The following is a 24,732-nucleotide window of genomic DNA, read 5'->3' on the forward strand; positions in this document are numbered from 1 at the left end:
TATTAATAAATTTTTCACATTTGGTTGTTACACTTGTTCAAAGTTAAACAAAAGGAGTGAAAACACAGGTGAAAATGAAAAAACGCGAGATAGACGCAGTCTTAATCCTCATTTTACTCGCTTCCGCATTCTTGAATATGTACAACATCTGGAATGACGATACGGTGAATCCTTATTATACCGCAGCGGTAACGAGTATGCTTCAAAGCTTTCATAATTTCTTTTACGCTTCATTTGACGCAGCCGGATTTATCACGGTAGATAAACCGCCTGTTACATACCAGATTCAAACGATCAGCGCGCTGATATTCGGTATGCACGGGTGGAGCGTCATCCTGCCTCAGGCATTGGCGGGGGTAGGTTCAGTTCTATTCATGTACTTATTAATAAAGCCGACGTTCGGAAAAACGGCGGCGCGCATCGCTTCGTCTGTCATGGCGTGTACGCCGATTGCTGTAGCCGTAGCGCGCACAAACAATGTCGATGCGTTACTGGTCTTTTTCCTCTTGTTCGCCACATGGCTTCTCTTTAAAGCGATTCGAAAAGGAAAACTGATCTGGCTTTTGGCGGCATTTTTTGTCGTCGGAGTAGGCTTTAACACAAAAATGCTTCAGGCTTATATGATCTTACCGGCCTTCTTGCTGTTCTATATGATGGCGGCAAATACCACGATTAAGAAAAAAATCATTTCACTGGTAAGCGCGCTGGCCGTATTAGCAGCCGTTTCATTGTCATGGCCGCTCATTGTTGACAATATTCCTACAGACAAAAGGCCATATGTCGGAAGCAGCCAGACAAACTCCGTATTGGAATTGGCTTTCGGATATAACGGGATTCAGCGGCTGACGGGGCAAAGTTCCGGCGGCCAGGGCGGGCCCGACGGAAACGCATCGAAAGAGATGTCTTCTTCCGGCGGTTCTTCACAAATGCAAAAACCGCCCGGCCAGTCAGCAAGCGGAGACAAATCACAAACCGGCAGTATGACGGCACCTCCATCTAACGGCCAAATGCCAAGCGGCGGTCAAGGAGGCCCTCCAAGCGGCGGAGATGGCGGCAATGGCGGTCCTGGCGGAGGAAAAAGCGGTACAGGCACCGGCTCGAAAATGCAGTCAGGTTCAGGAATGTTCGGTACGGGAACACCCGGTCCGCTGAGACTCTTCCAACAAGAATTATCAGATCAGATCAGCTGGCTCCTGCCGTTTGCGATTTTTGGATTGGCCGGTTTATTGATCGCCGGGGCGAGAGAAAGAAGAAGATTATCAGCAGAACAGAAGGAAACGATCTTTTGGGCAGCGTGGCTTGTGCCGATTGCCGGATTCTTCAGTGTGGCGGAATTTTTCCACCATTATTATCTCATTATGCTGGCGCCTCCGATTGCTGCTCTTACCGGTGCGGGATGGGTCGCCCTCGTTCATCTGTACCGCGAGCAGACAGGCTGGAAAACTTGGCTTCTGCCGGCCGCTATTTTTGTGACAACCGGATTTGAGCTGTTTATCCTCAGAAACTACAATGATCAAATCGGCGCGGGCTGGAGCATCGGAGCAGGTGTTATCGGCGCAGTGGCTGCAATCGCCCTGTTCGTGTTCAAACAGCGTCAAAAACCGCTCAGTTACTATGTTTCACTTGCAGCCCTTCTCGTCTTGATGGTGATGCCGATTTATTGGGCGAGCACACCGCTTCTGTACGGAGGCAACAGCTCATTGCCTGAAACAGGCCCTCAGCTTGCGTCAGCAAGCGGAAAAGGCATGGGAATGGATAACGCATCTGTCAATACAAAACTGATCAACTATTTAGAGAAACATAACGCCGGAGCGGACTATCTATTTGCTACAACCGATTCCAACACAGCGGCGCCTTACATTATAAAAACGAAAAAAGCGGTCATGGCGATCGGCGGATTCAGCGGGTCTGACCCGGCCATTACGCTGACTCAATTTAAAAAGCTCGTAAAAGAAGGGAAAGTAAAATACTTCTTAACATCCGGAATGGGCAAAGGCGGAAACAACGATATTGTTGAATGGGTTGAGAAAAACGGAAAGAAAGTATCTTCAGACAAATGGCAATCAAGCACAGATCAGAAAACGAAAAATCATGATGCAGCTGATACAAAAAGCAGCAAGGCCGCGGGTAAAAACAGCCGGATGAGCGGCGGGCCGGGCGGAATGAATCAGTCAGCTTCACTATACGAACTTCAATCTGATGAATAGGAGGAAAAAACATGAGCAGACATATTCAATATTCAATAGTCGTCCCGGTTTATAACGAAGAACTCGTCATTCAGACAACCTATCAGCGCCTGAAAGAAGTCATGGATCAAACAAAAGAGCATTATGAATTGATCTTTGTTAATGATGGAAGCAAAGACCGCAGTATTGAGATTTTAAGAGAGCAAAGTCTGATTGATCCGAGAGTGAAAATTATTGATTTTTCCAGAAACTTCGGACATCAGATCGCGATCACAGCGGGCATGGATTATGCAGAGGGGAATGCAATCGCCGTCATTGACGCCGATTTGCAGGATCCGCCTGAATTAATCCTTGATATGATTGAGCAGTGGAAAGAAGGCTACGATGTGGTGTACGCCGTCAGAACGAAACGAAAGGGAGAAACCTTTTTCAAGAAACAGACGGCCTCTCTGTTTTACCGGCTGCTGCGGAGCGTGACTGATATTGATATTCCGCTTGACACCGGAGATTTCCGCCTGCTGGACAGAAAAGTCTGTGATGAGATGAAAAGATTAAAAGAAAAAAACCCTTTTGTCAGAGGACTCGTCAGCTGGGTCGGCTTTAAGCAGACTGCTGTAGAATATGAACGAGATGAGCGGCTTGCGGGGGAAACGAAATACCCGCTTAAAAAAATGCTGAAGCTTTCCATGGACGGGATCACAACGTTCTCTCATAAACCGCTCAAGGCGGCAAGCTATGCGGGAATGCTCATGTCCGGAGCGGGTTTTCTCTATATGTTTATCGTTTTATACATGAAGCTTTTTACAGACAGCACCATTACGGGCTGGTCCTCTCTGATTGTGATACAGCTGTTATTCAGCGGCATCGTTCTATTAATGCTCGGAATGATCGGCGAATATATCGGAAGGATTTATGACGAAGCAAAAGACCGTCCGCTCTATATCGTGCAAAAAGCGTACGGTATGAAAAACGAAAAGATTTATCGGGACCAGCATATGTCTTAACAAACACCCTGTCCGGCCGGCGGACAGGGTGCTTTTATGTAAAATAAAAGCCGCGGGATGACAGAATGTCCCGCGGCTTTTTTCATTCATCTGCGGCCGGTCTGCGTGTGCAGAGAGCGCATGATCAGTCCGGTTCCCGAAAGGTTCAGTAAAATGCTTGCACCAAGCGTCATTCCCCAAGCAGCGTTTTGCTGAGGAAGCTGAATGCTCAGCTGCAGCAAGATCAGGCCGGTAACGACCAGCAAAAGTCCGGTTTGTTTCATGTGTATGTATCCTCCTTTGCACACTGAGTCATACGGCTGATCCAGGCCTAAAGTTTCAGCTGTATATAAAAAAATCCAAGGCGGCTGCCTTGGATTTTTGTTAAGAAGATGTTTCTTCTTTTTGAGTCAGTTTCATTTTTTTCGTCATTTCCTTGCCGTTTCTGATAATCTTCACGTCAACGGTGCTGCCGACTTTCGTATTCTTGTAGAGAATATTGCGAAGTTCGCTGCCCGTGTCAGTTTCTTTCCCTTTTAAGCTGATAATGATGTCTTCTGCTTTTAATCCGGCTTTGGCAGCAGGGGATCCCTGCGCCACTTCGCGAATGTAAACCCCTTTATTCAGCTGTTTGCCGAAGAGGCCGAGTGTGCCTTCCTGATAGTTTTGCGGCACTTGTTCCAAGTCGATCATGCTCACGCCGATATAAGGGCGCTCCACCTGTCCTTTCGTGAGAAGCTCTTCGGCGATCGGTTTTACATCGTTGCTCGGAATGGCAAAGCCGATGCCTTCTACATCATTTTCGCTGATTTTCATGCTGTTGATGCCGATGATTTTGCCGTCTGTATTCAAGAGCGGTCCGCCGCTGTTTCCGGGATTGATGGCGGCATCGGTTTGGATGACGTTGATGCTTGACTCACCGGCTGACGTGGAGATCGAGACGGTTCTGTTTAAGCCGCTCACGATGCCCTGTGTGACGGTGCGGGAAAGGTCTTTTCCGAGCGGATCACCTATGGCGATGACGGATTCACCCGTTCTGAGAGCGGATGAGCTGCCGAAGCTTGCCGTTTTTGTTACGTGTTTATCACTGATTTCTAAAACGGCCAAGTCTGTCAGAGAGTCGCTGCCGACGAGTTTAGCTGTTACATCGGTGCCGTCATATAATGACACTTTAAGGGAAGAGGCGCCTTCGACCACGTGGTTATTCGTAATGATATACGCTTTGCCGTTTGCTTTCTTAAAAATAACGCCTGAACCCGATCCCGTTTCCGCATCATCACCCGATGAATTAGAGTTTGAATCTGAGCTTGATCCGAATCCGAATAAATCGGAACTGCTTTGCTGCTTTTGCAGATTAGTGATTCCGACGATCGCCGGTGAAATGTCTTCCACCATATTCGAAATGCTGCTTGAATTTGCCGATGAGCTGTTTGCCGATTTGCCGCTGCCGGATTCAGAAGATGTCTGCTTAGCGGTTACCGATGACGTTTCCTGAGCGGGAGCCGGATTGGAAGTATCTTGAGTCTGATGGTCTCCAAGCGGCGTAAATGTATAGATGCCGAGGGCGAGCCCTCCGCCGATCACTCCGCCGAGAAGCGGTCTGAACCAGCCGAAGCTTCGTTTTTTCTTGTCCTCGTCCGGCGCGGAATATCCGGCCGGCTGCGGGTTTTCTTTTACTAAAAGGACTTCCTGTTCTTTTTGGTCTGTCCGATTTTCATCACGATAGTTATCCATCATGTTCACTCCGTTTCTCTATTTCATCATAGCATGATTTGCCTATTATTACTGACTCCATCTTAAACAAAAAGTGTGGGATAATAATGAAAAGATTGTGGGAAATTGTGAAAAAGACGAAATCGGACGGCGGCGCTTTATATTGACAATTTCCATCGGATTTGAAATAATAAATGAGATATTATGTTCAATCCTTCACATGAAAAGATATGAAAAATTCTGTTAAGCTAATGGGGGAAATCTGTTAGCTTTTTCACTTTGTCAAATAGTAAGAAAGGAGCTGTCAAATGAAAGAAAAACATCACTGGATCATTTCTCTGCTTGCTGTGCTGGCGGTCGGGCCGGGGCTGATGTCGAATACCGCTCTTTCGGCTGTCCAAAGCCTTGTCCGGCAGACGGTCGGCGGGGAAAACTTTGACTCTCTTCATCCGATTATTATCGGTAATATGGCATTTGCCTTATTCGTGCCGGCGGGGCCGTATTTAAGAAAAAGATTCGGCTCCCGGCCTGTCTATATGATTTCGATGGCCGCGGGTGTCATCGGAGCGCTGCTTGCTGCTGTGACAAATGATATTTATCCGCTCGCCGCGGGCCGTTTTTTACAGGGAGCTGCGGCGGGCACTATGCTGATGATTATGATTCCGATGCTGGTGCTTTCGTTTCCGATTGAACGCCGGAATTACGCATTATTTGTGTTAATCGGCGGATTTTACGGGTCCGTCATTATGGGGACCGTTTTAGGCACGGCGGCGGCAAGCGCCGGCCATTGGCATTGGCTGTTCGGCATTTTTGGCCTGCTGTCTTTTTTCGGCCTCATTTTCAGTTATATGTGGCTGAGGGATGACGTTCATAAAAATGCTGAAAAATCTCCATTTGACGGCATCGGTTTTCTGTTAGCGGGTGTATCAGCTGTGCTGACCGCCTATACATTTATTCATCTGCCGAAATGGGGCTTTTCATCATGGCAGACATTGGCGGGATTTGGAGGAAGCATCGTCATTCTTCTGATCTTGCTGATTATGCAGTACAGAAACGAACATGCGCTGATTTCGATTAAACTTATGCTGATTCCAAAGCCGATTTTGGGTGTTTTCATGATCGCTGCGGGCAGTATTTCCATAGCGGTCAGTCTTTCTGCATTTCACGGGGAGCTTCAGACCGCATATCACATGTCACAAACTCAACAGATATTCCTTTATGCGAGCCTTTTGGGAGGCGTGGCCATCGCCGCTGTTATCAGTGCATTAGCATATGATAAAGTCGGTCCGGGCATGCTCGGCATAACAGGCTCTGTTATACTGGTGTTCGTGAATTTCCAATGGATGACGGCGGATCATCATATACCCCTTATTCTATTTGCGGGGCTTTTCGTGATGCTGGCGGCCGGGACAGGGCTTATCGTGGCAGCCGGACTGATGGGAGCCGCGTTGGGCGGACCGCTTCCGGAACTGGTGAAACGCATGACGGCCGTTCAGTTTTTGAGGCTGTTCATTTATATGGGCGCACCTGTTTTAATAGGGTATTTTACGAAAAGAGATGCTTCCGGCATGCTTCGGGGCGCGCGCGGCACACAATCGCCGCATGACCTGCTGATGGGGACATACAGCGATTTGTTTCTTATTGCTTTCATCTTAAGCTTGCTTTTAGTGTGTTTATCATTTGTCATGAATGCGACCGGCATGGGACATAAGCTGGCGCATAAACCGCATGCCGTCCGTAAGCAGGCGGATGAAGAGCCTTCGCCGCAGGCTCCTGGACCGATCAGGCATCAGGTCATTCCCGATCGCGAATACAGAAGTGCGGTCAGACAGTTTCGGGGTCACCCTATCAACAAAAACGGTATGTAACTTTTTCTATCAGCAAACCCTTTTCCCGGTGAAAAGGGTTTGTTTTTTCCTATAATGGCAGAATGGTATATTGCATGTTTCATCCTTTTTTAATATAATTTGTTAGAATATTCATAATTTAATATCGAAATTTTAAGTAAAAAAGGAGGCATTACATGAAACTGTATCTATCTGTGGATATGGAAGGGATTTCCGGACTGCCTGATGAAACATTTGTCAATTCCCGCATGCACAATTATGAGCGCGGCAGGGTTCTGATGACCGAAGAAGCAAACTGGTGCATCGCAGAAGCGTTTAATAACGGATGCACGGAAGTGACCGTGAATGACAGCCACTCAAAGATGAATAATCTGCTCGCGGAAAAGCTTCACCCTGAGGCAGAGCTGATTACGGGGGATGTCAAGCCGTTTTCCATGATGCAGGGGCTTGATGAATCGTATTCAGGTGTGATGTTTATCGGCTATCATGCGAGAGCGTCGATGCCGGGCGTCATGTCGCACAGCATGATATTCGGCGTCCGCCACTTTTACATAAATGATAAGCCGGTCGGTGAACTGGGGTTAAATGCCTATCTCGCCGGATTTTACGATGTCCCGGTCATCATGGCTGCCGGAGATGATTGCGCCGCAAAAGAGGCGGAGGAGCTGATCCCGAATGTGACGACTGCCGCCGTCAAACAAACCATTTCAAGAACTGCGGTCAAATGCCTGTCCCCTCAAAAAGCCGGACGGCTCCTGACGGAAAAAACAGCCTATGCGCTCAAAAATAAAGATAAGGTCAAACCGCTGACTCCGCCTGAAAGACCTGTATTAGGCATTGAATTTGCCAATTACGGACAGGCTGAATGGGCCCATTTAATGCCGGGCACAGAAATCATCCCGGGAACGACAATCGTTCAATTTCAGGCAAAAGACATGCCGGAAGCCTATCAGGCCATGCTCGTCATGACAGAACTCGCCATGAGAACAACATTCTGTTAAAGGGGTGAACGGCATTGCTGCGGTATTTTATCAAACGTTTTATCGCCATGATGATGACCGTCCTCGTCATCACCACTCTGACATTTGTCATGATGAAAGTGATACCCGGCTCGCCTTTTAACGAAGAGCGGGGCACAAACGAAGCGGTCCAGCGAAATCTTGAATCCTACTACCATCTGAACGAACCTCTTATCACTCAATACGCCATCTATCTAAAATCCATTCTTACCTTTGATTTCGGTCCTTCAATCAAAAAACCGTCAGACAGTGTAAACGCCATGCTTGAACGCGGATTTCCGGTTTCCTTCGAGCTTGGGATAACGGCGATCATCATCGCTGTGATTTCCGGACTCGCGCTCGGCATAACGGCCGCTCTCAGGCGCGGCGGCTTTCTCGATTATGCGGCCATGAGCCTTGCGGTGCTCGGGATTTCCATTCCGAATTTTATAATGGCTACGCTGCTGATTCAGCAATTTGCGGTTCATCTGAAATGGTTTCCGGCAGCTACCTGGACGAGTCCAGTTCACATGGTTCTGCCGACTGTTGCGCTTGCCGTCGGTCCCATGGCCATTATCGCGCGGCTGACAAGATCAAGCATGGCCGAAGTGCTGACTCAGGATTACATCCGCACGGCAAAAGCAAAGGGGCTTTCTCCCGTCAAAATTGTGATCAAACACGCATTGAAAAATGCTCTTATGCCTGTTGTGACAGTGCTCGGGACGCTTGCCGCAAGTATTTTAACGGGCAGTTTCGTCATCGAGAAAATTTTTGCCATACCGGGAATGGGCAAATATTTCGTAGAAAGCATCAATCAGCGTGATTACCCGGTCATCATGGGAACGACCGTATTTTACAGTGTGATTCTGATCGTCCTGCTGTTTCTGGTTGATTTAGCATACGGCCTGTTAGACCCGCGCATAAAACTTCATAAGAAAGGGTGATCCTGATGAATCTCCCGCAAGAAACGGTAAAACACACAGAAGTGCCTGATGACTGGTTTCAGCCGGGCGCGGAAAGAAAGGGTGAAACCGAGTCGGTCAAGCGTCCGAGCCTGTCTTACAGTCAGGATGCGTGGCGGCGGCTTAAAAAGAACAAATTGGCGATGGCCGGACTTGTGATATTATGCTGCCTGTTTCTATCGGCTGTGTTCGGCCCGCTGATATCACCGCACAGCGTGACGAGGCAGACGCTCGCCGAGCAGAATCTTCCGCCGTCTTTTTCACACTGGTTCGGAACCGATGAACTTGGCCGGGACGTGTTTACAAGAACGTGGTACGGAGCGAGAATCTCTTTATTTGTCGGTGTGATGGCGGCACTGATCGACTTTTTGATCGGCGTTATCTACGGAGGCGTCGCCGGCTACAAAGGGGGCCGGACAGACAGCGTCATGATGAGAATCATCGAGGTTCTCTACGGATTGCCGTATCTGCTCGTTGTCATTTTGTTAATGGTGCTGATGGGGCCTGGGCTCAGTTCCATTATCGTCGCTCTGACCGTGACGGGATGGGTCGGCATGGCGCGGATTGTGAGAGGGCAGGTGCTGAGGATGAAGCATGATGAACACGTATTGGCATCGAAAACGTTTGGAGCGAAAACATTTCGGATCATTAAGAAAAATCTGCTGCCGAATACGATGGGAGCCATTATTGTCCAAATGACGCTGACGGTGCCGGCGGCGATTTTTGCGGAATCATTTTTAAGTTTTCTCGGACTTGGCATTCAGGCGCCGTTTGCAAGCTGGGGAGTCATGGCAAATGACGGGCTGCCGGCGATTTTATCAGGCCATTGGTGGCGGCTGTTTTTTCCCGCTTTTTTCATTTCCTTAACGATGTACGCGTTTAACGTGCTTGGAGACGGCTTGCAGGACGCGTTAGACCCGAAACTGAGGAGGTAGGAAAAATGGCGCAGCAAGTTCTTTCCGTTCAAAATCTGCATGTTACTTTTTCAACATACGGAGGCACTGTAAAAGCCGTGAGAGGCGTCAGCTTCGATTTATATAAAGGTGAAACGTTTGCGATCGTCGGTGAATCGGGATGCGGAAAAAGCGTGACGTCACAAGCCGTGATGGGTCTTCTTCCGAAACATTCGGCAAAGATTGAATCCGGAAGCATACAATTTAAACAGAAAGACCTTTGCCGAATGTCGGATCGGGAAATGCGGGGAATCCGGGGGCGCGATATTTCTATGATTTTTCAGGACCCGATGACGGCGCTCAATCCGACTTTGACCATAGGGGATCAGCTTTCAGAAGCGCTGTTGGAACACCGCGCCATGACAAGAAAACAAGCTGAATCCGAGGTTCTCGCCATGCTGGATCTGGTCGGTATCCCGGACTCGAAATCCCGCCTGAAGCAGTACCCCCACCAATTAAGCGGGGGCATGCGGCAGCGGATCGTGATCGCGATGGCTCTGATCTGCGAGCCGGAAATTATGATCGCCGATGAACCGACAACGGCTCTTGATGTGACAATTCAAGCACAAATCCTTGAATTATTTAAGAAGATTCAAAGAAAAACAGGCGTGTCTATTATTCTGATCACCCATGATCTCGGCGTCGTCGCTCAGACCGCCGACAGAGTCGCCGTCATGTATGCGGGGAAAATCGCCGAAATCGGCACGAGGCATGATATTTTTTACCATCCGGCTCATCCATACACAAAGGGGCTGCTTCGTTCAGTGCCGCGGCTGGATATGGAGGATAGTGAGCTTTCGCCGATTGACGGGACGCCGCCTGATTTATTCGATCCGCCGGCGGGCTGCCCGTTTGCCGCCCGCTGCCCGGACAGGATGATCGTCTGTGAAAAGGTATACCCGGCAACAACCGTGAAATCCAAAAGCCATATCGTCAACTGCTGGCTTCAGGATCACCGTGCAGAGCGGCTGAAGCAGCAGCTGACGGCAGCAGAGGAAAAAGGGGGATTGAAATGAAAAAGAGATGGGCGATCGGTGTGATTGCTGTTGTTTCGTTTGCTCTGATGGGCTGTACAGCCAATGAACAGGCGGGGACAGAACCCGGCAAAGCAAAAGAACAGGGGGGTGAGACGGTGCTGCGGCTCAATAACGAAAATGAGCCGACCTCACTTGATCCGCCGATCGGATTTAATAATGTTTCCTGGCAGCCGCTGAATAACATCATGGAAGGATTGACGAGGCTCGGAAAAGATAATAAGCCCGAACCGGCCATGGCGGAAAGCTGGGAGGTGTCCGCTGATAAGCTGACATATACCTTCAATATCCGTGATAACGCCGAATGGACAAATGGCGATCCTGTCACGGCGGAAGACTTCGTGTACGCCTGGAAGCGGATGCTCGATCCGAAAACGGGCGCATCTTCCGCTTTTCTCGGCTACATGATCAAAGGCGGAGAAGAATTTAACAGCGGAAAAGGCAAACGAGAAGACGTGAAAGTCACGGCAAAGGATAAAAAAACGCTTGTCGTCACATTGGCGGCCCCGCAGGATTATTTTTTGAGCGTCGTGTCCAATCCGGCGTATTTCCCGATTAATGAGAAGGTCGCCAAGGCTGATCCGAAATGGTTCACTGAAGCAAAAACTTTTGTCGGCAACGGGCCGTTCAAACTGACGGAATGGAAGCATGACGACAGCATGACGATGGTCAAAAACGAGACGTATTGGGATAAAAAGACGGTGAAACTGGATAAAGTGACATGGGCGATGGTCAGTGACCGGAATACCGACTATCAGATGTTCCAGTCGGGGGATTTGGATACCGCCTTTGTGCCGGCAGAGCTGAGCGAGCAGCTGATGGGAGGAAAAAATGTCCGCACGTGGGATCAGGCCGGACTCTATTTCTATCGTTTTAACGTTAAAATGGAGCCGTTTCAAAATGAAAAGATCAGAAAAGCGTTCGCTGCAGCGATTGATCAGAAAGAAATCACGGATTATGTGACCAAAAACAGTGAAAAGCCGGCACATGCCTTTGTATCCCCGGGATTTACTCAGCCTGACGGGAAAGATTTCCGCGAAGCGGGCGGCAGTTTACTAACTCCGGATGAATCAGAAGCCAAAAAACTGCTGGAAAAAGGCATGGCGGAAGAGCATTATGACAAGCTGCCCGCCGTTACATTGACATACAGCACAAAACCGGAGCATAAGAAAATAGCGGAAGCGATTCAGCAGAAGCTCAAAAGTGTGCTCGGTATAGACGTTAAGCTCGCCAATATGGAATGGAACGTCTTTTTAGAAGAGCAGAAAGGACTGAAGTTCCAGTTCTCTCAAAGCTCATTTTTACCGGATTACGCAGATCCGATCAGTTTTCTTGAGGCTTTCCAAACGGATAATTCCATGAACCGCACCGGCTGGGGCAGCGCGGCATACGACGGCTGCATCAAGCAGGCAAAACAGGAAGCCGATGCCAAAAAACGTTTTGCGCTCATGCATAAAGCGGAAAAGCTGCTCATGAACGAGGTTCCGATCATTCCGATTTACTTTTACAATCAGGTGCATCTGCAGAACAGCGGCGTGAAGGGCATTGTCCGGCACCCCGTCGGGTACATTGATCTGAAATGGGCGGAAAAGTCCTGATCTTACAGCGGAAACATATGCCGCTCTTTTGCCGTTAAAGGAGCGGCGTGTTTCACTTTTCAATCCGGAAAGGAGATTGAAAAAGTCATGAACCATAAACCGAAAGCACTGCAAAAAGGCGACACGGTCGGTGTGATTGCGCCCGCAAGCCCGCCTGAGAGCGGGACGCTGCAAACCGCGCTGCTGTTTTTAGAGAATGAGCTTGGCCTTCAAGTGAAACTCGGCCGGGCGCTGAAGACCCGTCACGGCTATTTGGCGGGAGAAGACCGGGCGCGCCTCGATGATCTCCATGACATGTTTAGTGATCAGAATGTCAAAGCGGTGATATGCGCGTGCGGAGGATTCGGCACGGGCCGCATTGCCGCCGACATCGATTTCGGCTTAATCCGCCGCAATCCGAAAATTTTCTGGGGATACAGCGATATTACGTTTTTACATACCGCCATTCATCAAAATACGGGGCTCGTCACATTTCACGGCCCGATGCTGAGCACGGATGTCGGGCTTGAAGATGCTGATCCCCTGACAAAAGCGTCGTATCATCAGCTTTTTACAGAAACGGAATTCACCTATACGGAGGACATTTCTCCGCTGGAGGTGCTGACAGGCGGAAGGGCCGAGGGAGAGCTTTCGGGCGGCAATCTGTCGCTCATTACATCCACACTCGGCACGCCGTTTGAAATTGATACGAAAGACAAATTGCTGTTTATCGAGGATATTGATGAGGAGCCGTATCAAATCGACAGGATGCTGAATCAATTAAAGATGGCCGGAAAACTGTCAGACGCAGTCGGAATCCTGGTCTGTGATTTTCACCAATGCGAACCGAAGCATAAAGAAAAGTCTCTTACTTTAGAGCAAGTGCTGAACGATTACATTGTCAAATCAGGAAAGCCAGCGCTTAAAGGCTTTAAAATCGGCCATTGTTCACCGAGCTTCGCCGTTCCGATCGGGGCCCGCGCGGTTATGGATACGGCGGCCAAAGCGGTAACGATTGAATCGGGGGTTTCCGGAAGGGAGTGATCAGGTGTGAGGATTACAGATATTCAAACGGGACGGATGTCCGTGCCGCTGAAAAAGCCGTTTAAGACCGCTTTGCGCACGGTTTACAATGCTGAATCGGTCATTGTGAAGCTCACATTTGACAACGGTCTGACCGGCTGGGGCGAGGCGCCGCCGACGGTTGTCATTACAGGCGACAGCACGGACGGTATTGAAAGCGCAGTCCGCGATGTGCTGAAGCCTGCTCTCTTGGGGCGGAGCCTTTCCGGCATGGAAGCTGTTTTGTATGATATCAGCCGGCTGTTGGAAAGAAATCAAAGCGCAAAAGCTGCGGTGGATATGGCTGTATATGACGGATGGGCGCAAATGCACGGACAGCCGCTTTACCGGCTTCTCGGAGGCTATCGGAATACACTGGAAACAGATTTTACCGTCAGCGTCAATTCTCCTGAGGAGATGGCGGGGGATGCAGACCGCTATGTGAACAAGGGATTTCATATTTTAAAGATAAAAGTCGGCATAGGTGACATATCGGACGATGTTGCCCGGATTCAGGCGATCAGATCACGTGTCGGCGGTAACGTCAAACTGAGATTGGACGCCAACCAAGGCTGGACGCCGAAAGAAGCCGTGACTGCGATCCGAAAGATGGAAGACGCCGGCCTCGGCATTGAGCTGGTCGAGCAGCCTGTTCATAAAGACGATATCGCCGGGCTGAAGCAGGTCACCGATGCCGTAGACACGCCGATTATGGCGGATGAGAGCGTCTTTACCCCCCGTCAGGCCTTTTGCGTGCTGCAGACGAGAAGCGCCGATTTAATCAATATTAAGCTGATGAAAGCGGGCGGCATAAAGCAGGCGGAAACAATCAATGCCATGGCCGAAACATGCGGCGTGGAATGCATGGTCGGCAGCATGATTGAGACCAAGCTCGGCATCACCGCCGCGGCTCATTTTGCCGCGGGCAAACGGAATGTGACAAGGTTTGATTTTGATGCGCCGCTTATGCTGAAAGATGATTTGATTAAAGGCGGCATCACATACAGCGGCAGTCAGATTACGATTCCCGATGAACCGGGTCTCGGCATTATCGGTGTGTCGATACAAGAGGAGGCGAAAAGATGAGAGCAGCCGTTACAGCGGCGGCAGCCAACGTATGGACGCTGCCGTCATCTCCCCGTTCGTATGATGCGCCGATGCTTGAAAACCCGCCGCAGATCAGAAAATGGTTAGCGTCTATGGGATATGAAGAGCGGCTGCAATTATGTACAGACAACCTTGTCCAAACGCAAGCGCTTTTCGGGGAAGAGGTGATCATTCTCAAAGAGGAAGGGGAATGGGCTTTTGTTGCCGTTCCCGGCCAGCCTTCAAACAAGGATGCGCGCGGATATCCGGGCTGGATGAAAAAAAGCCAGCTTTCAAAAGACGGCTTTTATACATCTTCCCCCGCCGTATGGATTACCAAACCGACAGCTTTTTTATATCACACAAACGGCGAACCGGACTTGGAAGTAAGTTTCTTAACGCGTCTTCCGGCATCAGGACGTGAGAACGGCTTTTTTCGGGTTGTGACGCCTCTCGGAGAACGGTTCGTAAATGAAGCTGACGCAGACGAGTACCGGCATACGGAAGGACGGGTAGCCGATGTCATCGAAACGGGCATGATGTTTCTCGGGCTTCCGTATTTATGGGGAGGACTGAGCGGTTTCGGGTTTGACTGTTCCGGGTTTATGTATTCGATATTTAAAGCAAACGGCTATACCCTTCCCCGTGATGCAAAGGACCAAGCAAAAGCCGGGTGCGGCGCGGCGGTAAACGATATCCGGCCGGCTGACCTTTTGTTTTTCGCCTATGAAGAAGGAAAAGGCGCGATCCACCATGTCGGTTTGGCGCTGGGAGACGGCCGAATGCTGCACTCCCCGAAAACGGGAAAAACAATCGAAGTGCTGTCTTTGGAAGGAACGATCTATGAAAAAGAATTATGCACCGTACGCCGCTGTATAAGCGAAAAGGGGGAATAGAAAATGACGGCATCTCCGCTCCTTGAAGTCAGCGGGCTGAAAATGCATTTTGACGCAGGAAGAAAGAAAGCCGTAAAAGCAGTCGACGGTGTCAGTTTTCACATTAAAAGAGGGGAAACATTCGGACTTGTCGGAGAATCGGGATGCGGTAAATCGACGCTCGGAAGAGTTATTCTCCGTCTGTATGACCCGACGGCCGGTTCGGTATCATATGAAGGGACGGATATACACCGTGCCGCGGCAGAACAGCGGTCGGTCTTCTTCCGCAAGCTGCAGATGATTTTCCAAGACCCTTACGCCTCGTTAAATCCGCGCCTGACCGTAAGGGAAATTATTTTAGAGCCGATGGAAATCCACAATCTTTACAATACAAGAAAAGCCCGTCTGATGATGGCGGATGAACTGCTTGAAGCTGTCGGGCTCCACCCGGATTTCGGCAGCCGGTATCCCCACGAATTCAGCGGCGGACAGAGGCAGAGAATCGGAATTGCCAGAGCGCTCTCTCTGCATCCTGAATTTATCGTGGCGGATGAGCCGATTTCCGCGCTGGATGTGTCGGTACAGGCTCAGGTCGTCAACCTTTTAAAAAGGCTTCAGAAAGAGAAAGGGCTGACATTTTTATTTATCGCCCACGATTTATCAATGGTCAAGCATATCAGCGACCGGATCGGCGTGATGTATTTGGGCCGCATGATGGAAATTACAGAAAGCGCTGCGCTTTACCGGGAACCGCTTCACCCTTATACGAAGGCCCTTTTATCCTCAATCCCGATTCCTGATCCGCTTCTTGAGGACAAGCGTGAACGGATTATTCTGAAAGGGGAGCTGCCGAGCCCCCTTAACCCGCCGAGCGGCTGTGTATTCAGGACGCGGTGTCCTGAAGCGATGGAGCTCTGCGGTAAGATAACGCCTGAGCTTGAAGAAGTGAAGGCGGGGCGTTTTGTCGCCTGCCATTTATACAAAAAAGAAAGCTGACAATATAATGTCAGCTTTCTTTTTGATTAAACCTGATGCAGAAATGACACGCAGACCGGATACGGAACCGGAATGTCAGATTGAAGCAGAGTCAATTTGCCTGTTTCCGGATCGCGTTCAAACAAAACCAGATTTCCCGTTTCTTCGTTTGACGCGACAAGGAATGTCTCGGAAGGGTCAAACGCGAAATCACGCGGCCAGTTGCCTTCTGTCGGCACCCATTCAATAAGAGACAATTCACCGGAATATTGGTTGATCTTAAAGATGGCGATGCTGTCATGTCCGCGGTTGGCGGCATAAAGAAATCTGCCGTCTTTAGATATGCGGATTGCGCTGCCTTGCGATTTGTCCGTAAAGCCTTCAGGCAAAGCGGAAATGACCTGCAGCTCTCTGAATTCACCTAAGGTCGGGTTGTATTCAAGCGCGATGACTTCATTGCTGATTTCCGTCATGACATAGGCGTATTTTTCCGCCGGATGGAAAACGATGTGGCGCGGCCCTGAACCCGGTGCGAAAGAATGAGTTTTCACCTCTGTGAGCGAACCGTTTTTCATTTGGTACGTATACAGCGTATCCGTCCCTAAATCGACGGCTGCAATGTAGTTATGCTCAGGTGTATAGCCTGCGAAATGGGTATGCGGTTTCTCTTGTCTTTCATGAGGACCTGTTCCCGTATGAGCGGCTTCGGCAGCCGGCTCCTGCAGACTTCCGTCCTCATTGACGGGAAAGGCGTGCACTTTTCCGCTGTGGTAATTAGCGGTTAACACATATTCATGTTTATCATCAATGCTGACGTGGCATGGAGACGGGCCTTCAATCAGCTGGTGGTTTACAAACGTTAATTCCCCGCTGTTCTGATGAATCTGATAGGCTGCGACGCCGCCTTTTCCGTCTGCCTTTTCAATGGAATACAGCATGCTGTTATCAGAATTCGGAGTGACGTATGTCGGGTTGCCGAGCTTTGCTGCCAGCTTCGGCCGGCTGAGCCTCTTCGCTTCTGTATCAAGTTCAAAACAATAAATGCCTTCGCTTCCGCCTTTTGTATATGTTCCCGCGTATCCTATGTACTTAGCCATTCGGTTTCCCCCTTTAGAGTCTTGTCTTCTCTATATTAACGTATCTTGAAGGAAACTGCCTTGTAAATGTTTAAGATGTTCTGACAAGCGGCAAGGTGCAGCAGCGGAAGGAACCGCCTGACTTAATAATTTCGGAAAACTCGGTTTCAATGACTGTATAACCTCTTTTTCTGAGCTCGCGGTTCGTATGGCGGTGCTGCGGCAGGCTGATAATTGTCTGATTCCCGATGGACAGGATATTCGGGCCGAGCGTGAATTGCTCTTCTTCAGGCACTTCTATCATCTCAAAACGTTCGGCGAGAAGATCAATTTCTTTCTGCCGCAAGCCATTTTTGCAGTATAGCGCTTCTGTTTCCGAGATCATATTAAATACACAGTCCAAATGTAAGAAATCCTCCTTGAGAGGGATCGGCACAACAGTCATCTCCGGCAGCGCCTCCCGCAGCTCCCGGACAGCCGCTTTATCCGTGCGCTTGCTCAGCCCGGCGTAAACGGTGCCGTCTGCGATCAAGATGTCGCCGCCTTCAATGTTCGCTTTTTTCAGTTGCGTATAAGGGATTTTCTTATCGTCAAGCAGGTCTTGAAACACTTTTTCTTCTCCCTGCCGGACTGAAGCCGCCATGTTTGAAATAAACGCCGTCTCGCCTAAGACAAATCCGATATCCCGGGTGAATACCTGCTCAGGCAATGCGGGATCGGCAGGCAGCAGGACGACTTCAATCTGATGAGATCTTAAAATGTCAATAAACTCACTATGCTGTTTGAGGGCAACGGGTATGTTAATATTTTCTTGTTGGAAATGTTTCTGCGTTCCGTTAATAATATCCTTGATGGTCATGTGTTCCGGCCGGCATAAGATGACTGTCTGCAAAGCATCAAACTCACTGCGGCAAGCCGGTTTCCGCGTGGATTTGGGAATGGATACGTCCATGTGATATCCTCCTATCGGTATTCAATGTGCGTTTATTATTCCCGGATGTGATGAATAATGAAACATTTCTGATAGAATATCTAACCAACTTAATATTTAAAATTTTAGACAAAACGAGCAAAGTATTGTTTAATAGGGTACAGATGAAATGTCAAAACGACCAGACACCAAAGGGGAGTTTAAATAATATGAAGTTGCCAGAATCAAGATTTTGCAAAGAAACAAGGGTTGTCAAGACAAGCAGGGTTTTTCCGCTTGATACGAATAATCACAATACGCTGTTTGGCGGAAAGCTGATGAGCTATATTGATGATATCGCTTCAATTTCCGCGGCCCGCCACTGCCGGTGTGAAACAGTCACGGCCTCAATGGATTCTGTAGATTTTTTGCGCCCGATCGGCCAACAGGATTCCGTATGCCTTGAATCCTACGTCACATGGGTCGGCACATCCTCTATGGAGGTGTTTGTCAAAGTCATTAAAGAACACCTGATGACGGGTGAACGCGAGCTTGCGGCAACGTCGTTTCTGACATTCGTCGCGCTCGATTCAAATGGGAAATCGGTGCGCGTTCCGCGAATCGTGCCGGAAACCGAGGAAGAAATCATGCTTCACAATACGGCCGTACAGCGCGCCGGAGAACGAAAAAACCGCTTAAAACACAGCAAGGCCCTGGCCGAGGCGCTCGGAACAGATAAGCCTTGGTAATCGTCAAACCGCTTTTTTGAAAAGCGGTTTTTTTATGCTGAAAAAGGACTTTTCCTGCCGGATCCATAATCTATTACAGGGAAAGGAGACGTGGCGTGCATGATGAAACATAAGTCTTCCGGCACCATCCTGACAACCGGGCGTATCCGTCTGCGGACTATGCGGGATGACGATGAAGACAATTTGTACGGGCTGTTTACCGACAGAGAGGTCATGAAATATTATCCTTCTCTTAAAAGCAGACGGGAAACGAAGGAATGGATTGCCTGGAACAAACGATTGGCCGCAGGATACGGCGTCAGTCTTTGGATCGCAGAGGATAAAGTGTCGGGCGCATTTCTCGGTCAATGCGGAATCGTTCCGCAGACGATAAGCGGAAACACTTTGATGGAAATCGGCTATATGTTTGCCCGCCGCCGCTGGGGCTGCGGCTATGCGACAGAGGCGGCGAACGCCTGTCTGGACTACGGTTTTCATACGCAGCAATACGGACGCATAGCGGCGCTGATTGATCCGGAAAACGCTGCCTCCGTCCGCGTCGCGGAAAAAATCGGCATGGTGCCCGGTGAGACCGTTACCAAATGGGGGAGGCGGCTGACGGTATTTGACATCACATCTGACGTTGAACGTTTCGGCGAAATGTAGTATGATACGAACAGACATGTTTTCTAGGGTTCCGCATGTTCATACATGGCCTGGTCCGAGAGAAAACACATATGCGGACATATCCCGCATATGCACACGGAGGGAAAAAAGCCCGGGAGAGTCAATCTCATGTGAGACGACTATTCCGGGCTTTTTGTATTGTCCGGAAACAGAAAGGATGAAGAACATGAAATGGGGTTTAGTGGTCATAGCGGCCGTATTTGAAGTGGTATGGGTCACCGGCCTGAAACATGCTGATTCAGCACTGACGTGGAGCGGTACGATTACGGGAATCATCATCAGTTTTTATCTATTAATCAAGGCGACGGACAGCCTGCCCGTAGGAACGGTATATGCGGTCTTTACCGGACTCGGGACAGCGGGCACCGTGCTCAGTGAAATCCTGCTTTTCAAAGAACAGGCCGATCCGGTGAAAATCTTGCTGATCGGCGTTTTGCTGATCGGTGTCATCGGATTAAAGCTGGTCACACAGGATAAGCCTGAGACGAAGGAGGAGAAGGCGTAATGCATTGGATCAGCCTGATAGCCGCGGGTCTTTGTGAAATGCTCGGGGTCATTTTAATGAATCAATTTCAAAAAGAAAAGAAATTCAAGTGGATTCTCTTCATAATCGTCGGATTTGCGGCTTCTTTTTCCCTGCTTTCTTATGCGATGGAGACGATTGCGATGGGCACGGCCTATGCGATCTGGACCGGTATCGGCACGGCGGGCGGCGCTTTAGCCGGCATTCTTTTCTACGGCGAGCAGAAGGATGCGAAGCGCATCTTTTTCATTGCGCTTATTTTGTGCGCAGCCGTAGGGCTGAAAATTCTTTCGTAAATTGATTTTTATCAAATTTTCAGTATAATCTATAATAAGTTACGAATTATGAAGATACGAGGGATTAAAACAGATGAATTCATATATGACACAGCGGCTGAAAGAATACCGCCGCGGGAATGAGGAAAAAGGGCGCCTGCTTGTCAGCTGCCCCGATCAGCCGGGAATTGTATCGGCTGTGTCCGCGTTTTTGTTTGAACACGGCGCGAATATTATTGAATCAAATCAATATACGACTGACCCTGAAGGCGGACGTTTTTTTCTCAGGATCGAATTCGACTGCAAGGGCATTCGTGAGAAAAAAGAGGATTTAAAGCAGGCGTTCGCCTCAATCGCCCAGACATTCGGCATGACATGGAGCCTCTCTCTGGCAAGTGAGCTGAAGCGAGTGGCGATCTTTGTATCCAAAGAGCTGCACTGCCTTCATGAACTCATTTGGGAATGGCAAAGCGGCAATATGATGGCCGAAATTGCGGTCGTCATCAGCAACCATGAAGAGGCGAAAGAAGTGGTCGAGCCGCTGAATATTCCGTTCCATTACATGAAAGCTAACAAAGACATCCGCGCCGAAGTTGAGCGGCGCCAGCTTGAGCTGCTGGAGCGGTATAAGATTGATGTGATCGTTCTGGCCCGCTACATGCAGATTTTGACGTCTGATTTTGTATCTGCCCATCCGAATCGGATTATTAACATCCACCATTCATTCCTGCCGGCCTTTATCGGCGCTAATCCGTATAAACGGGCTTATGAGCGCGGAGTGAAATTAATCGGCGCGACCTCTCACTATGTGACGGACGATCTTGACGAAGGGCCGATTATTGAACAGGATATTGAACGCGTCGATCACAGAGATCACGCAGAGGATCTGAAGAATATCGGCAGAACGATTGAGCGGAGCGTGTTGGCAAGAGCCGTAAAATGGCATCTGGAAGACCGCGTCATCGTTCACGGAAACAAAACGATCGTATTTAATTAATGACGGTCCGCCGGGGAGGCGGGCTGTTTTTTATGGATGAAAATGTCTTGACAAGAACCTGTTTTCTTTGCATAATATAAAAAAATCATTGAGCGTTGAAGAGGATCAGTACGCAGAACTTTCTGTGACAGAGAGCAAAATGGCCCGCTGAAACATTTTGCCGCATGAAACCTGCCGAACCTGCCTTGGAGTCCTGAGGGGAAAACTCAGGCGCGATACCTGGCGTTACAGGAAAGCGGGACGCGTGAAAAACGCGTTCAAACAAGGTGGTACCACGGAAAGCCCATTTCGTCCTTATTTTTCAGGACGGAATGGGCTTTTTTTTATTGACGAGAGCCGGTTTGGATTGATTGCCACGGAGGAGAAACGATGAAAAAACAAAGAATTGTTGTGAAAATCGGGAGCAGCTCGCTCACCAACAGTAACGGAAGTATTGATGAAGCAAAAATCAAGGAACATACGGAAGCCATTTCTTTATTAAAAGAAAACGGGCATGAAGTGATCCTCATTACCTCAGGCGCGGTGGCAGCGGGTTTTTCCGCTCTCGGCTATCCGTCGCGACCCGTTACGATAAAAGGAAAACAGGCAGCTGCCGCAGTCGGCCAGACGCTTTTAATGCAGCAATATATGGACCATTTAAAAAGATACGGTCTGACGCCGGCACAAATTTTATTAACAAGAAATGATTTCTCAAAAAGAGAGCGGTACAGAAATGCCTATGCCACCGTAATGGAACTGTTGGAGCGCGGCGTCGTGCCGATTATTAATGAGAATGATTCCACATCAGTCGAAGAGCTGACGTTCGGTGATAACGACATGCTGTCGGCGCTTGTAAGCGGTTTGATTCATGCAGACCAATTAATGATTCTCACAGACATTAACGGGCTGTACGATGCCAATCCGAATGAAAACCCGGACGCAAAGCGGTTTGACTATCTGAATGACATCACACCTGAATTGCTCGGATATGCCGGGTCAGCAGGCTCAAAGGTCGGCACCGGAGGCATGAAGTCAAAACTTCTCGCCGCTCAGACCGCATTGTCGCTCGGGGTGAAGGTGTTTATCGGAACCGGCTCCGGACGTGAAAAACTGATGGTGATTTTAGACGGAAAAGGCGACGGCACTTATATCGGCGATAAAGATCTGTCCTCAGTGAATAATACACGGCAATGGATCATGTTTCATTCTCCGATATCAGGGGAAATCATCATTGATGGGGGAGCGGAGCAGGCGATGATCCATAACGGGTCAAGTCTACTCCCGGCCGGCGTCGCCGATGTCTGCGGCAGTTTTCCGAAAGGAGCCGTAGTGGAAGTCAGAGGGCCCGGCGGCATTATCGGCAAAGGGCAGACGCAGTACTCATCCGATGAAATTTTAGAAGCCAAAGGGAAGCGGAGCGACCAGCTTTCAGGAACGAAGCAGGTGGAAGTGATTCACAGAGATGATTGGGTGAATTTATTTGACGAGGGGGAACACAAATGAGTGAAGTATTGCAAAAAGCAGCTTTGGCAAAAGAAGCGGCTGCCGAAATGGTCATGAAAACGACGGCTGAAAAAAACGAAGCGCTCCAATGTATTGCAGACGGCCTCAGAAATGAACGGCAGCTGATTTTAACAGAGAATCAGAAAGATATTGAAGCAGGACAGAAAAGAGGATTGACACCTGACATTATTGACAGGCTGACGCTTGATGAAAAACGCCTGCTCGATATCGCGGACGCTGTGGAACTGTTAATCGGTCTTGAAGATCCCGTCGGTGAATCATTGGAGACCATTCAAAAAGAGAATGGATTATTCATTGAAAAAATCCGCGTGCCTCTCGGAGTAGTAGGCATGATCTATGAAGCCAGACCGAACGTTACCGTAGACGCGGCCACACTCTGTCTGAAAACCGGAAACGCGGTTGTGCTCAGAGGAAGTTCTTCCGCCATCCACAGCAACATAGCGCTTGTCAGTGTGATGAAGCGCGCACTTGGGCTGTCAAAGCTTCCGATTGATGCCGTTCAGCTCATAGAAGATACAAGCAAAGAAACCGCCAAACAGCTCTTTACATTAAATGACGGGCTGGATGTATTGATCCCGCGCGGCGGTAAAAATTTAATTGATCTTGTGGTCAGGGAATCAACCGTACCCGTTTTAGAAACCGGAGCGGGCAATTGCCACGTGTACATAGATGAGTCAGCAGATCCTCAAATGGCAAGCGAGGTCGTCATCAATGCCAAAACACAGCGTCCTTCGGTCTGCAATGCGATTGAATCTCTTTTGATTCATGAAAAATGGGCCGAAGAACACGGACGAAAGCTGCTGAATCAGCTGACAGAAAAAGGGGTGGAGCTCCGAGGAGATCAGGTGATATGCGGGCTGGAGCCTCAAGCGAAACAAGCAGAAGAAGCCGATTGGGGAGCGGAGTACCTGGCGCCGATTCTCAGTGTGAAAACGGTGCAGGACGTACAGGAGGCGGTCCGCCACATTCAGCAGTACGGCACAAACCATTCAGAAGCCATTCTGACGGAGAACGCCGAGCATGCGGCTTACTTCCAGACCGCCGTGGACGCCGCCGCCGTGTATCATAATGCTTCAACCCGGTTTACGGACGGTTTTGAATTCGGATACGGAGCCGAGATCGGCATCAGCACGCAAAAGCTTCACGCGAGAGGGCCGATGGGGCTTCCGGCGTTAACATCTACAAAAATCATCATCAAAGGAAACGGACAAATCCGGATATAATCTTTTAAGCTTATCCTTCAAAAGGGTAAGCTTTTTTTATGCGGAAAGATTGACGGCTTCTATTATATTTTGTAAAATTAAGTTGTACACAATATAATAGAGGTGAATTTACATGACAAAACCATTATTTACTGCAACCGTTTCAGCCGCAGGCGGACGTGAAGGGAAAGTCACGTCTTCTGACGGGGTGCTGAATCTTGATGTTGCCATGCCGGGAACGCCAAGAGCAAAAAAGCTCGAACAAGCTACAAACCCTGAACAGCTGTTTGCCGCAGGATATTCAGCCTGCTTTGACAGCGCTCTTCAACTCGTAGCAAGAAAAGAGCGTCTGAGTATTGAAACAGAGGTCACTGCGCATGTCAGTCTGCTGAAAGATGAAAGAGACCAAGGATATAAACTCGGTGTTACGCTTGAGGTCAAAGCATCCGGCATTGAGAAACAGGAGCTTGAAGCCCTTATCCAAAAAGCGCACGGTGTCTGCCCGTATTCAAAAGCGACGGCGGGAAATATTGAAGTGAAGCTTCTGGCAGCAGAATAAAAATAAGGATGCCCATTCGGG

24 protein-coding genes, 1 riboswitch and 1 other annotated feature are annotated in these 24,732 nt (G+C 49.2%); of the genes, 20 read left to right on the forward strand and 4 right to left on the reverse strand.

Going from position 1 to position 24,732, the window contains the following annotated elements:
* Positions 1 to 68 precede the first annotated feature (68 nt).
* The gene (locus ACWJJ4_RS11610) at positions 69 to 2,207 is read left to right on the forward strand and encodes a glycosyltransferase family 39 protein (RefSeq protein ID WP_094247017.1); all 2,139 of its coding nucleotides are present in this window, start codon (positions 69 to 71) and stop codon (positions 2,205 to 2,207) included.
* A gap of 11 nt (positions 2,208 to 2,218) precedes the next feature.
* On the forward strand, positions 2,219 to 3,190 hold the full coding sequence (locus ACWJJ4_RS11615; RefSeq protein ID WP_003154790.1) for a glycosyltransferase family 2 protein: 972 nt from the start codon (positions 2,219 to 2,221) through the stop codon (positions 3,188 to 3,190).
* Between the two features lie 86 nt (positions 3,191 to 3,276).
* Here ACWJJ4_RS11615 and ACWJJ4_RS11620 read toward each other — a convergent pair whose 3' ends face one another.
* A complete protein-coding gene (locus ACWJJ4_RS11620; RefSeq protein WP_014417532.1) occupies positions 3,277 to 3,453 on the reverse strand; it encodes a hypothetical protein in 177 nt (58 codons plus the stop codon).
* A 100-nt stretch (positions 3,454 to 3,553) separates the two neighbouring features.
* The gene (gene htrA / locus ACWJJ4_RS11625) at positions 3,554 to 4,903 is read right to left on the reverse strand and encodes a serine protease HtrA (RefSeq protein ID WP_152036128.1); all 1,350 of its coding nucleotides are present in this window, start codon (positions 4,901 to 4,903) and stop codon (positions 3,554 to 3,556) included.
* A 287-nt stretch (positions 4,904 to 5,190) separates the two neighbouring features.
* On the opposite strand from htrA, the gene ACWJJ4_RS11630 reads away from it, so the two are divergent.
* The 10 genes from ACWJJ4_RS11630 (at position 5,191) to ACWJJ4_RS11675 (ending at position 16,272) form a co-directional block, all read left to right on the forward strand.
* Positions 5,191 to 6,750 (forward strand): MFS transporter, encoded by a 1,560-nt coding sequence (locus ACWJJ4_RS11630; protein ID WP_146283601.1) that lies wholly within the window; start codon positions 5,191 to 5,193, stop codon positions 6,748 to 6,750.
* A gap of 155 nt (positions 6,751 to 6,905) precedes the next feature.
* Complete coding sequence (locus tag ACWJJ4_RS11635) at positions 6,906 to 7,730, forward strand: M55 family metallopeptidase (protein WP_007407248.1); 825 nt, start codon at positions 6,906 to 6,908, stop codon at positions 7,728 to 7,730.
* A gap of 14 nt (positions 7,731 to 7,744) precedes the next feature.
* Positions 7,745 to 8,671, forward strand: coding sequence for an ABC transporter permease (locus tag ACWJJ4_RS11640; protein ID WP_014304864.1), 927 nt, complete (start codon positions 7,745 to 7,747; stop codon positions 8,669 to 8,671).
* A 5-nt stretch (positions 8,672 to 8,676) separates the two neighbouring features.
* Complete coding sequence (locus ACWJJ4_RS11645; protein WP_077722106.1) at positions 8,677 to 9,624, forward strand: ABC transporter permease; 948 nt, start codon at positions 8,677 to 8,679, stop codon at positions 9,622 to 9,624.
* A gap of 5 nt (positions 9,625 to 9,629) precedes the next feature.
* Complete coding sequence (locus ACWJJ4_RS11650; RefSeq protein WP_077722107.1) at positions 9,630 to 10,658, forward strand: ABC transporter ATP-binding protein; 1,029 nt, start codon at positions 9,630 to 9,632, stop codon at positions 10,656 to 10,658.
* The gene (locus tag ACWJJ4_RS11655; RefSeq protein ID WP_146283600.1) at positions 10,655 to 12,274 is read left to right on the forward strand and encodes a peptide ABC transporter substrate-binding protein; all 1,620 of its coding nucleotides are present in this window, start codon (positions 10,655 to 10,657) and stop codon (positions 12,272 to 12,274) included. Before ACWJJ4_RS11650 ends, ACWJJ4_RS11655 begins: the two co-directional genes overlap by 4 nt.
* An 87-nt stretch (positions 12,275 to 12,361) precedes the next feature.
* On the forward strand, positions 12,362 to 13,297 hold the full coding sequence (locus ACWJJ4_RS11660; protein WP_146283599.1) for a S66 peptidase family protein: 936 nt from the start codon (positions 12,362 to 12,364) through the stop codon (positions 13,295 to 13,297).
* Positions 13,298 to 13,333: 36 nt separating this feature from the next.
* A complete protein-coding gene (locus ACWJJ4_RS11665; protein WP_217365440.1) occupies positions 13,334 to 14,401 on the forward strand; it encodes a dipeptide epimerase in 1,068 nt (355 codons plus the stop codon).
* On the forward strand, positions 14,398 to 15,297 hold the full coding sequence (locus ACWJJ4_RS11670) for a C40 family peptidase (RefSeq protein WP_146283598.1): 900 nt from the start codon (positions 14,398 to 14,400) through the stop codon (positions 15,295 to 15,297). Before ACWJJ4_RS11665 ends, ACWJJ4_RS11670 begins: the two co-directional genes overlap by 4 nt.
* 3 nt (positions 15,298 to 15,300) lie before the next feature.
* Complete coding sequence (locus tag ACWJJ4_RS11675; RefSeq protein WP_071391950.1) at positions 15,301 to 16,272, forward strand: ABC transporter ATP-binding protein; 972 nt, start codon at positions 15,301 to 15,303, stop codon at positions 16,270 to 16,272.
* A gap of 26 nt (positions 16,273 to 16,298) precedes the next feature.
* On the opposite strand, the gene ACWJJ4_RS11680 is transcribed toward ACWJJ4_RS11675, so the two are convergent.
* Together ACWJJ4_RS11680 and ACWJJ4_RS11685 are read right to left on the reverse strand one after the other, a co-directional pair.
* Complete coding sequence (locus ACWJJ4_RS11680) at positions 16,299 to 17,348, reverse strand: lactonase family protein (protein ID WP_024085204.1); 1,050 nt, start codon at positions 17,346 to 17,348, stop codon at positions 16,299 to 16,301.
* Positions 17,349 to 17,418: 70 nt separating this feature from the next.
* Positions 17,419 to 18,279: a dimethylarginine dimethylaminohydrolase family protein gene (locus ACWJJ4_RS11685; protein WP_094247011.1), complete on the reverse strand. Its 861-nt coding sequence runs from the start codon at positions 18,277 to 18,279 to the stop codon at positions 17,419 to 17,421.
* Positions 18,280 to 18,467: 188 nt separating this feature from the next.
* Between ACWJJ4_RS11685 and ACWJJ4_RS11690 the strand changes: the two genes are divergently transcribed.
* The 8 genes from ACWJJ4_RS11690 (at position 18,468) to ACWJJ4_RS11725 (ending at position 24,711) form a co-directional block, all read left to right on the forward strand.
* Positions 18,468 to 18,986, forward strand: coding sequence for an acyl-CoA thioesterase (locus tag ACWJJ4_RS11690; protein ID WP_017417623.1), 519 nt, complete (start codon positions 18,468 to 18,470; stop codon positions 18,984 to 18,986).
* 99 nt (positions 18,987 to 19,085) lie between these two features.
* Positions 19,086 to 19,631 (forward strand): GNAT family N-acetyltransferase, encoded by a 546-nt coding sequence (locus ACWJJ4_RS11695; RefSeq protein WP_094247010.1) that lies wholly within the window; start codon positions 19,086 to 19,088, stop codon positions 19,629 to 19,631.
* Between the two features lie 12 nt (positions 19,632 to 19,643).
* Positions 19,644 to 19,752: riboswitch (guanidine-I (ykkC/yxkD leader) on the forward strand.
* A 66-nt stretch (positions 19,753 to 19,818) separates the two neighbouring features.
* On the forward strand, positions 19,819 to 20,157 hold the full coding sequence (locus tag ACWJJ4_RS11700; protein WP_070081695.1) for a DMT family transporter: 339 nt from the start codon (positions 19,819 to 19,821) through the stop codon (positions 20,155 to 20,157).
* Positions 20,157 to 20,471 (forward strand): DMT family transporter, encoded by a 315-nt coding sequence (locus ACWJJ4_RS11705; RefSeq protein WP_032874649.1) that lies wholly within the window; start codon positions 20,157 to 20,159, stop codon positions 20,469 to 20,471. Before ACWJJ4_RS11700 ends, ACWJJ4_RS11705 begins: the two co-directional genes overlap by 1 nt.
* 73 nt (positions 20,472 to 20,544) lie before the next feature.
* Positions 20,545 to 21,447, forward strand: a complete 903-nt coding sequence (purU, locus tag ACWJJ4_RS11710) for a formyltetrahydrofolate deformylase (RefSeq protein ID WP_017417625.1) — start codon at positions 20,545 to 20,547, stop codon at positions 21,445 to 21,447.
* Positions 21,448 to 21,533: 86 nt separating this feature from the next.
* Positions 21,534 to 21,746: a binding site (T-box leader), on the forward strand.
* 70 nt (positions 21,747 to 21,816) lie between these two features.
* Positions 21,817 to 22,929, forward strand: a complete 1,113-nt coding sequence (gene proB, locus ACWJJ4_RS11715; RefSeq protein WP_044053138.1) for a glutamate 5-kinase — start codon at positions 21,817 to 21,819, stop codon at positions 22,927 to 22,929.
* On the forward strand, positions 22,926 to 24,173 hold the full coding sequence (gene proA / locus ACWJJ4_RS11720; RefSeq protein WP_094247009.1) for a glutamate-5-semialdehyde dehydrogenase: 1,248 nt from the start codon (positions 22,926 to 22,928) through the stop codon (positions 24,171 to 24,173). The genes proB and proA overlap by 4 nt, the downstream gene beginning before the upstream one ends.
* 112 nt (positions 24,174 to 24,285) lie before the next feature.
* On the forward strand, positions 24,286 to 24,711 hold the full coding sequence (locus ACWJJ4_RS11725; RefSeq protein ID WP_015388339.1) for an organic hydroperoxide resistance protein: 426 nt from the start codon (positions 24,286 to 24,288) through the stop codon (positions 24,709 to 24,711).
* Positions 24,712 to 24,732 lie beyond the last annotated feature (21 nt).

Source organism: Bacillus sp. JK62 (assembly GCF_053663455.1).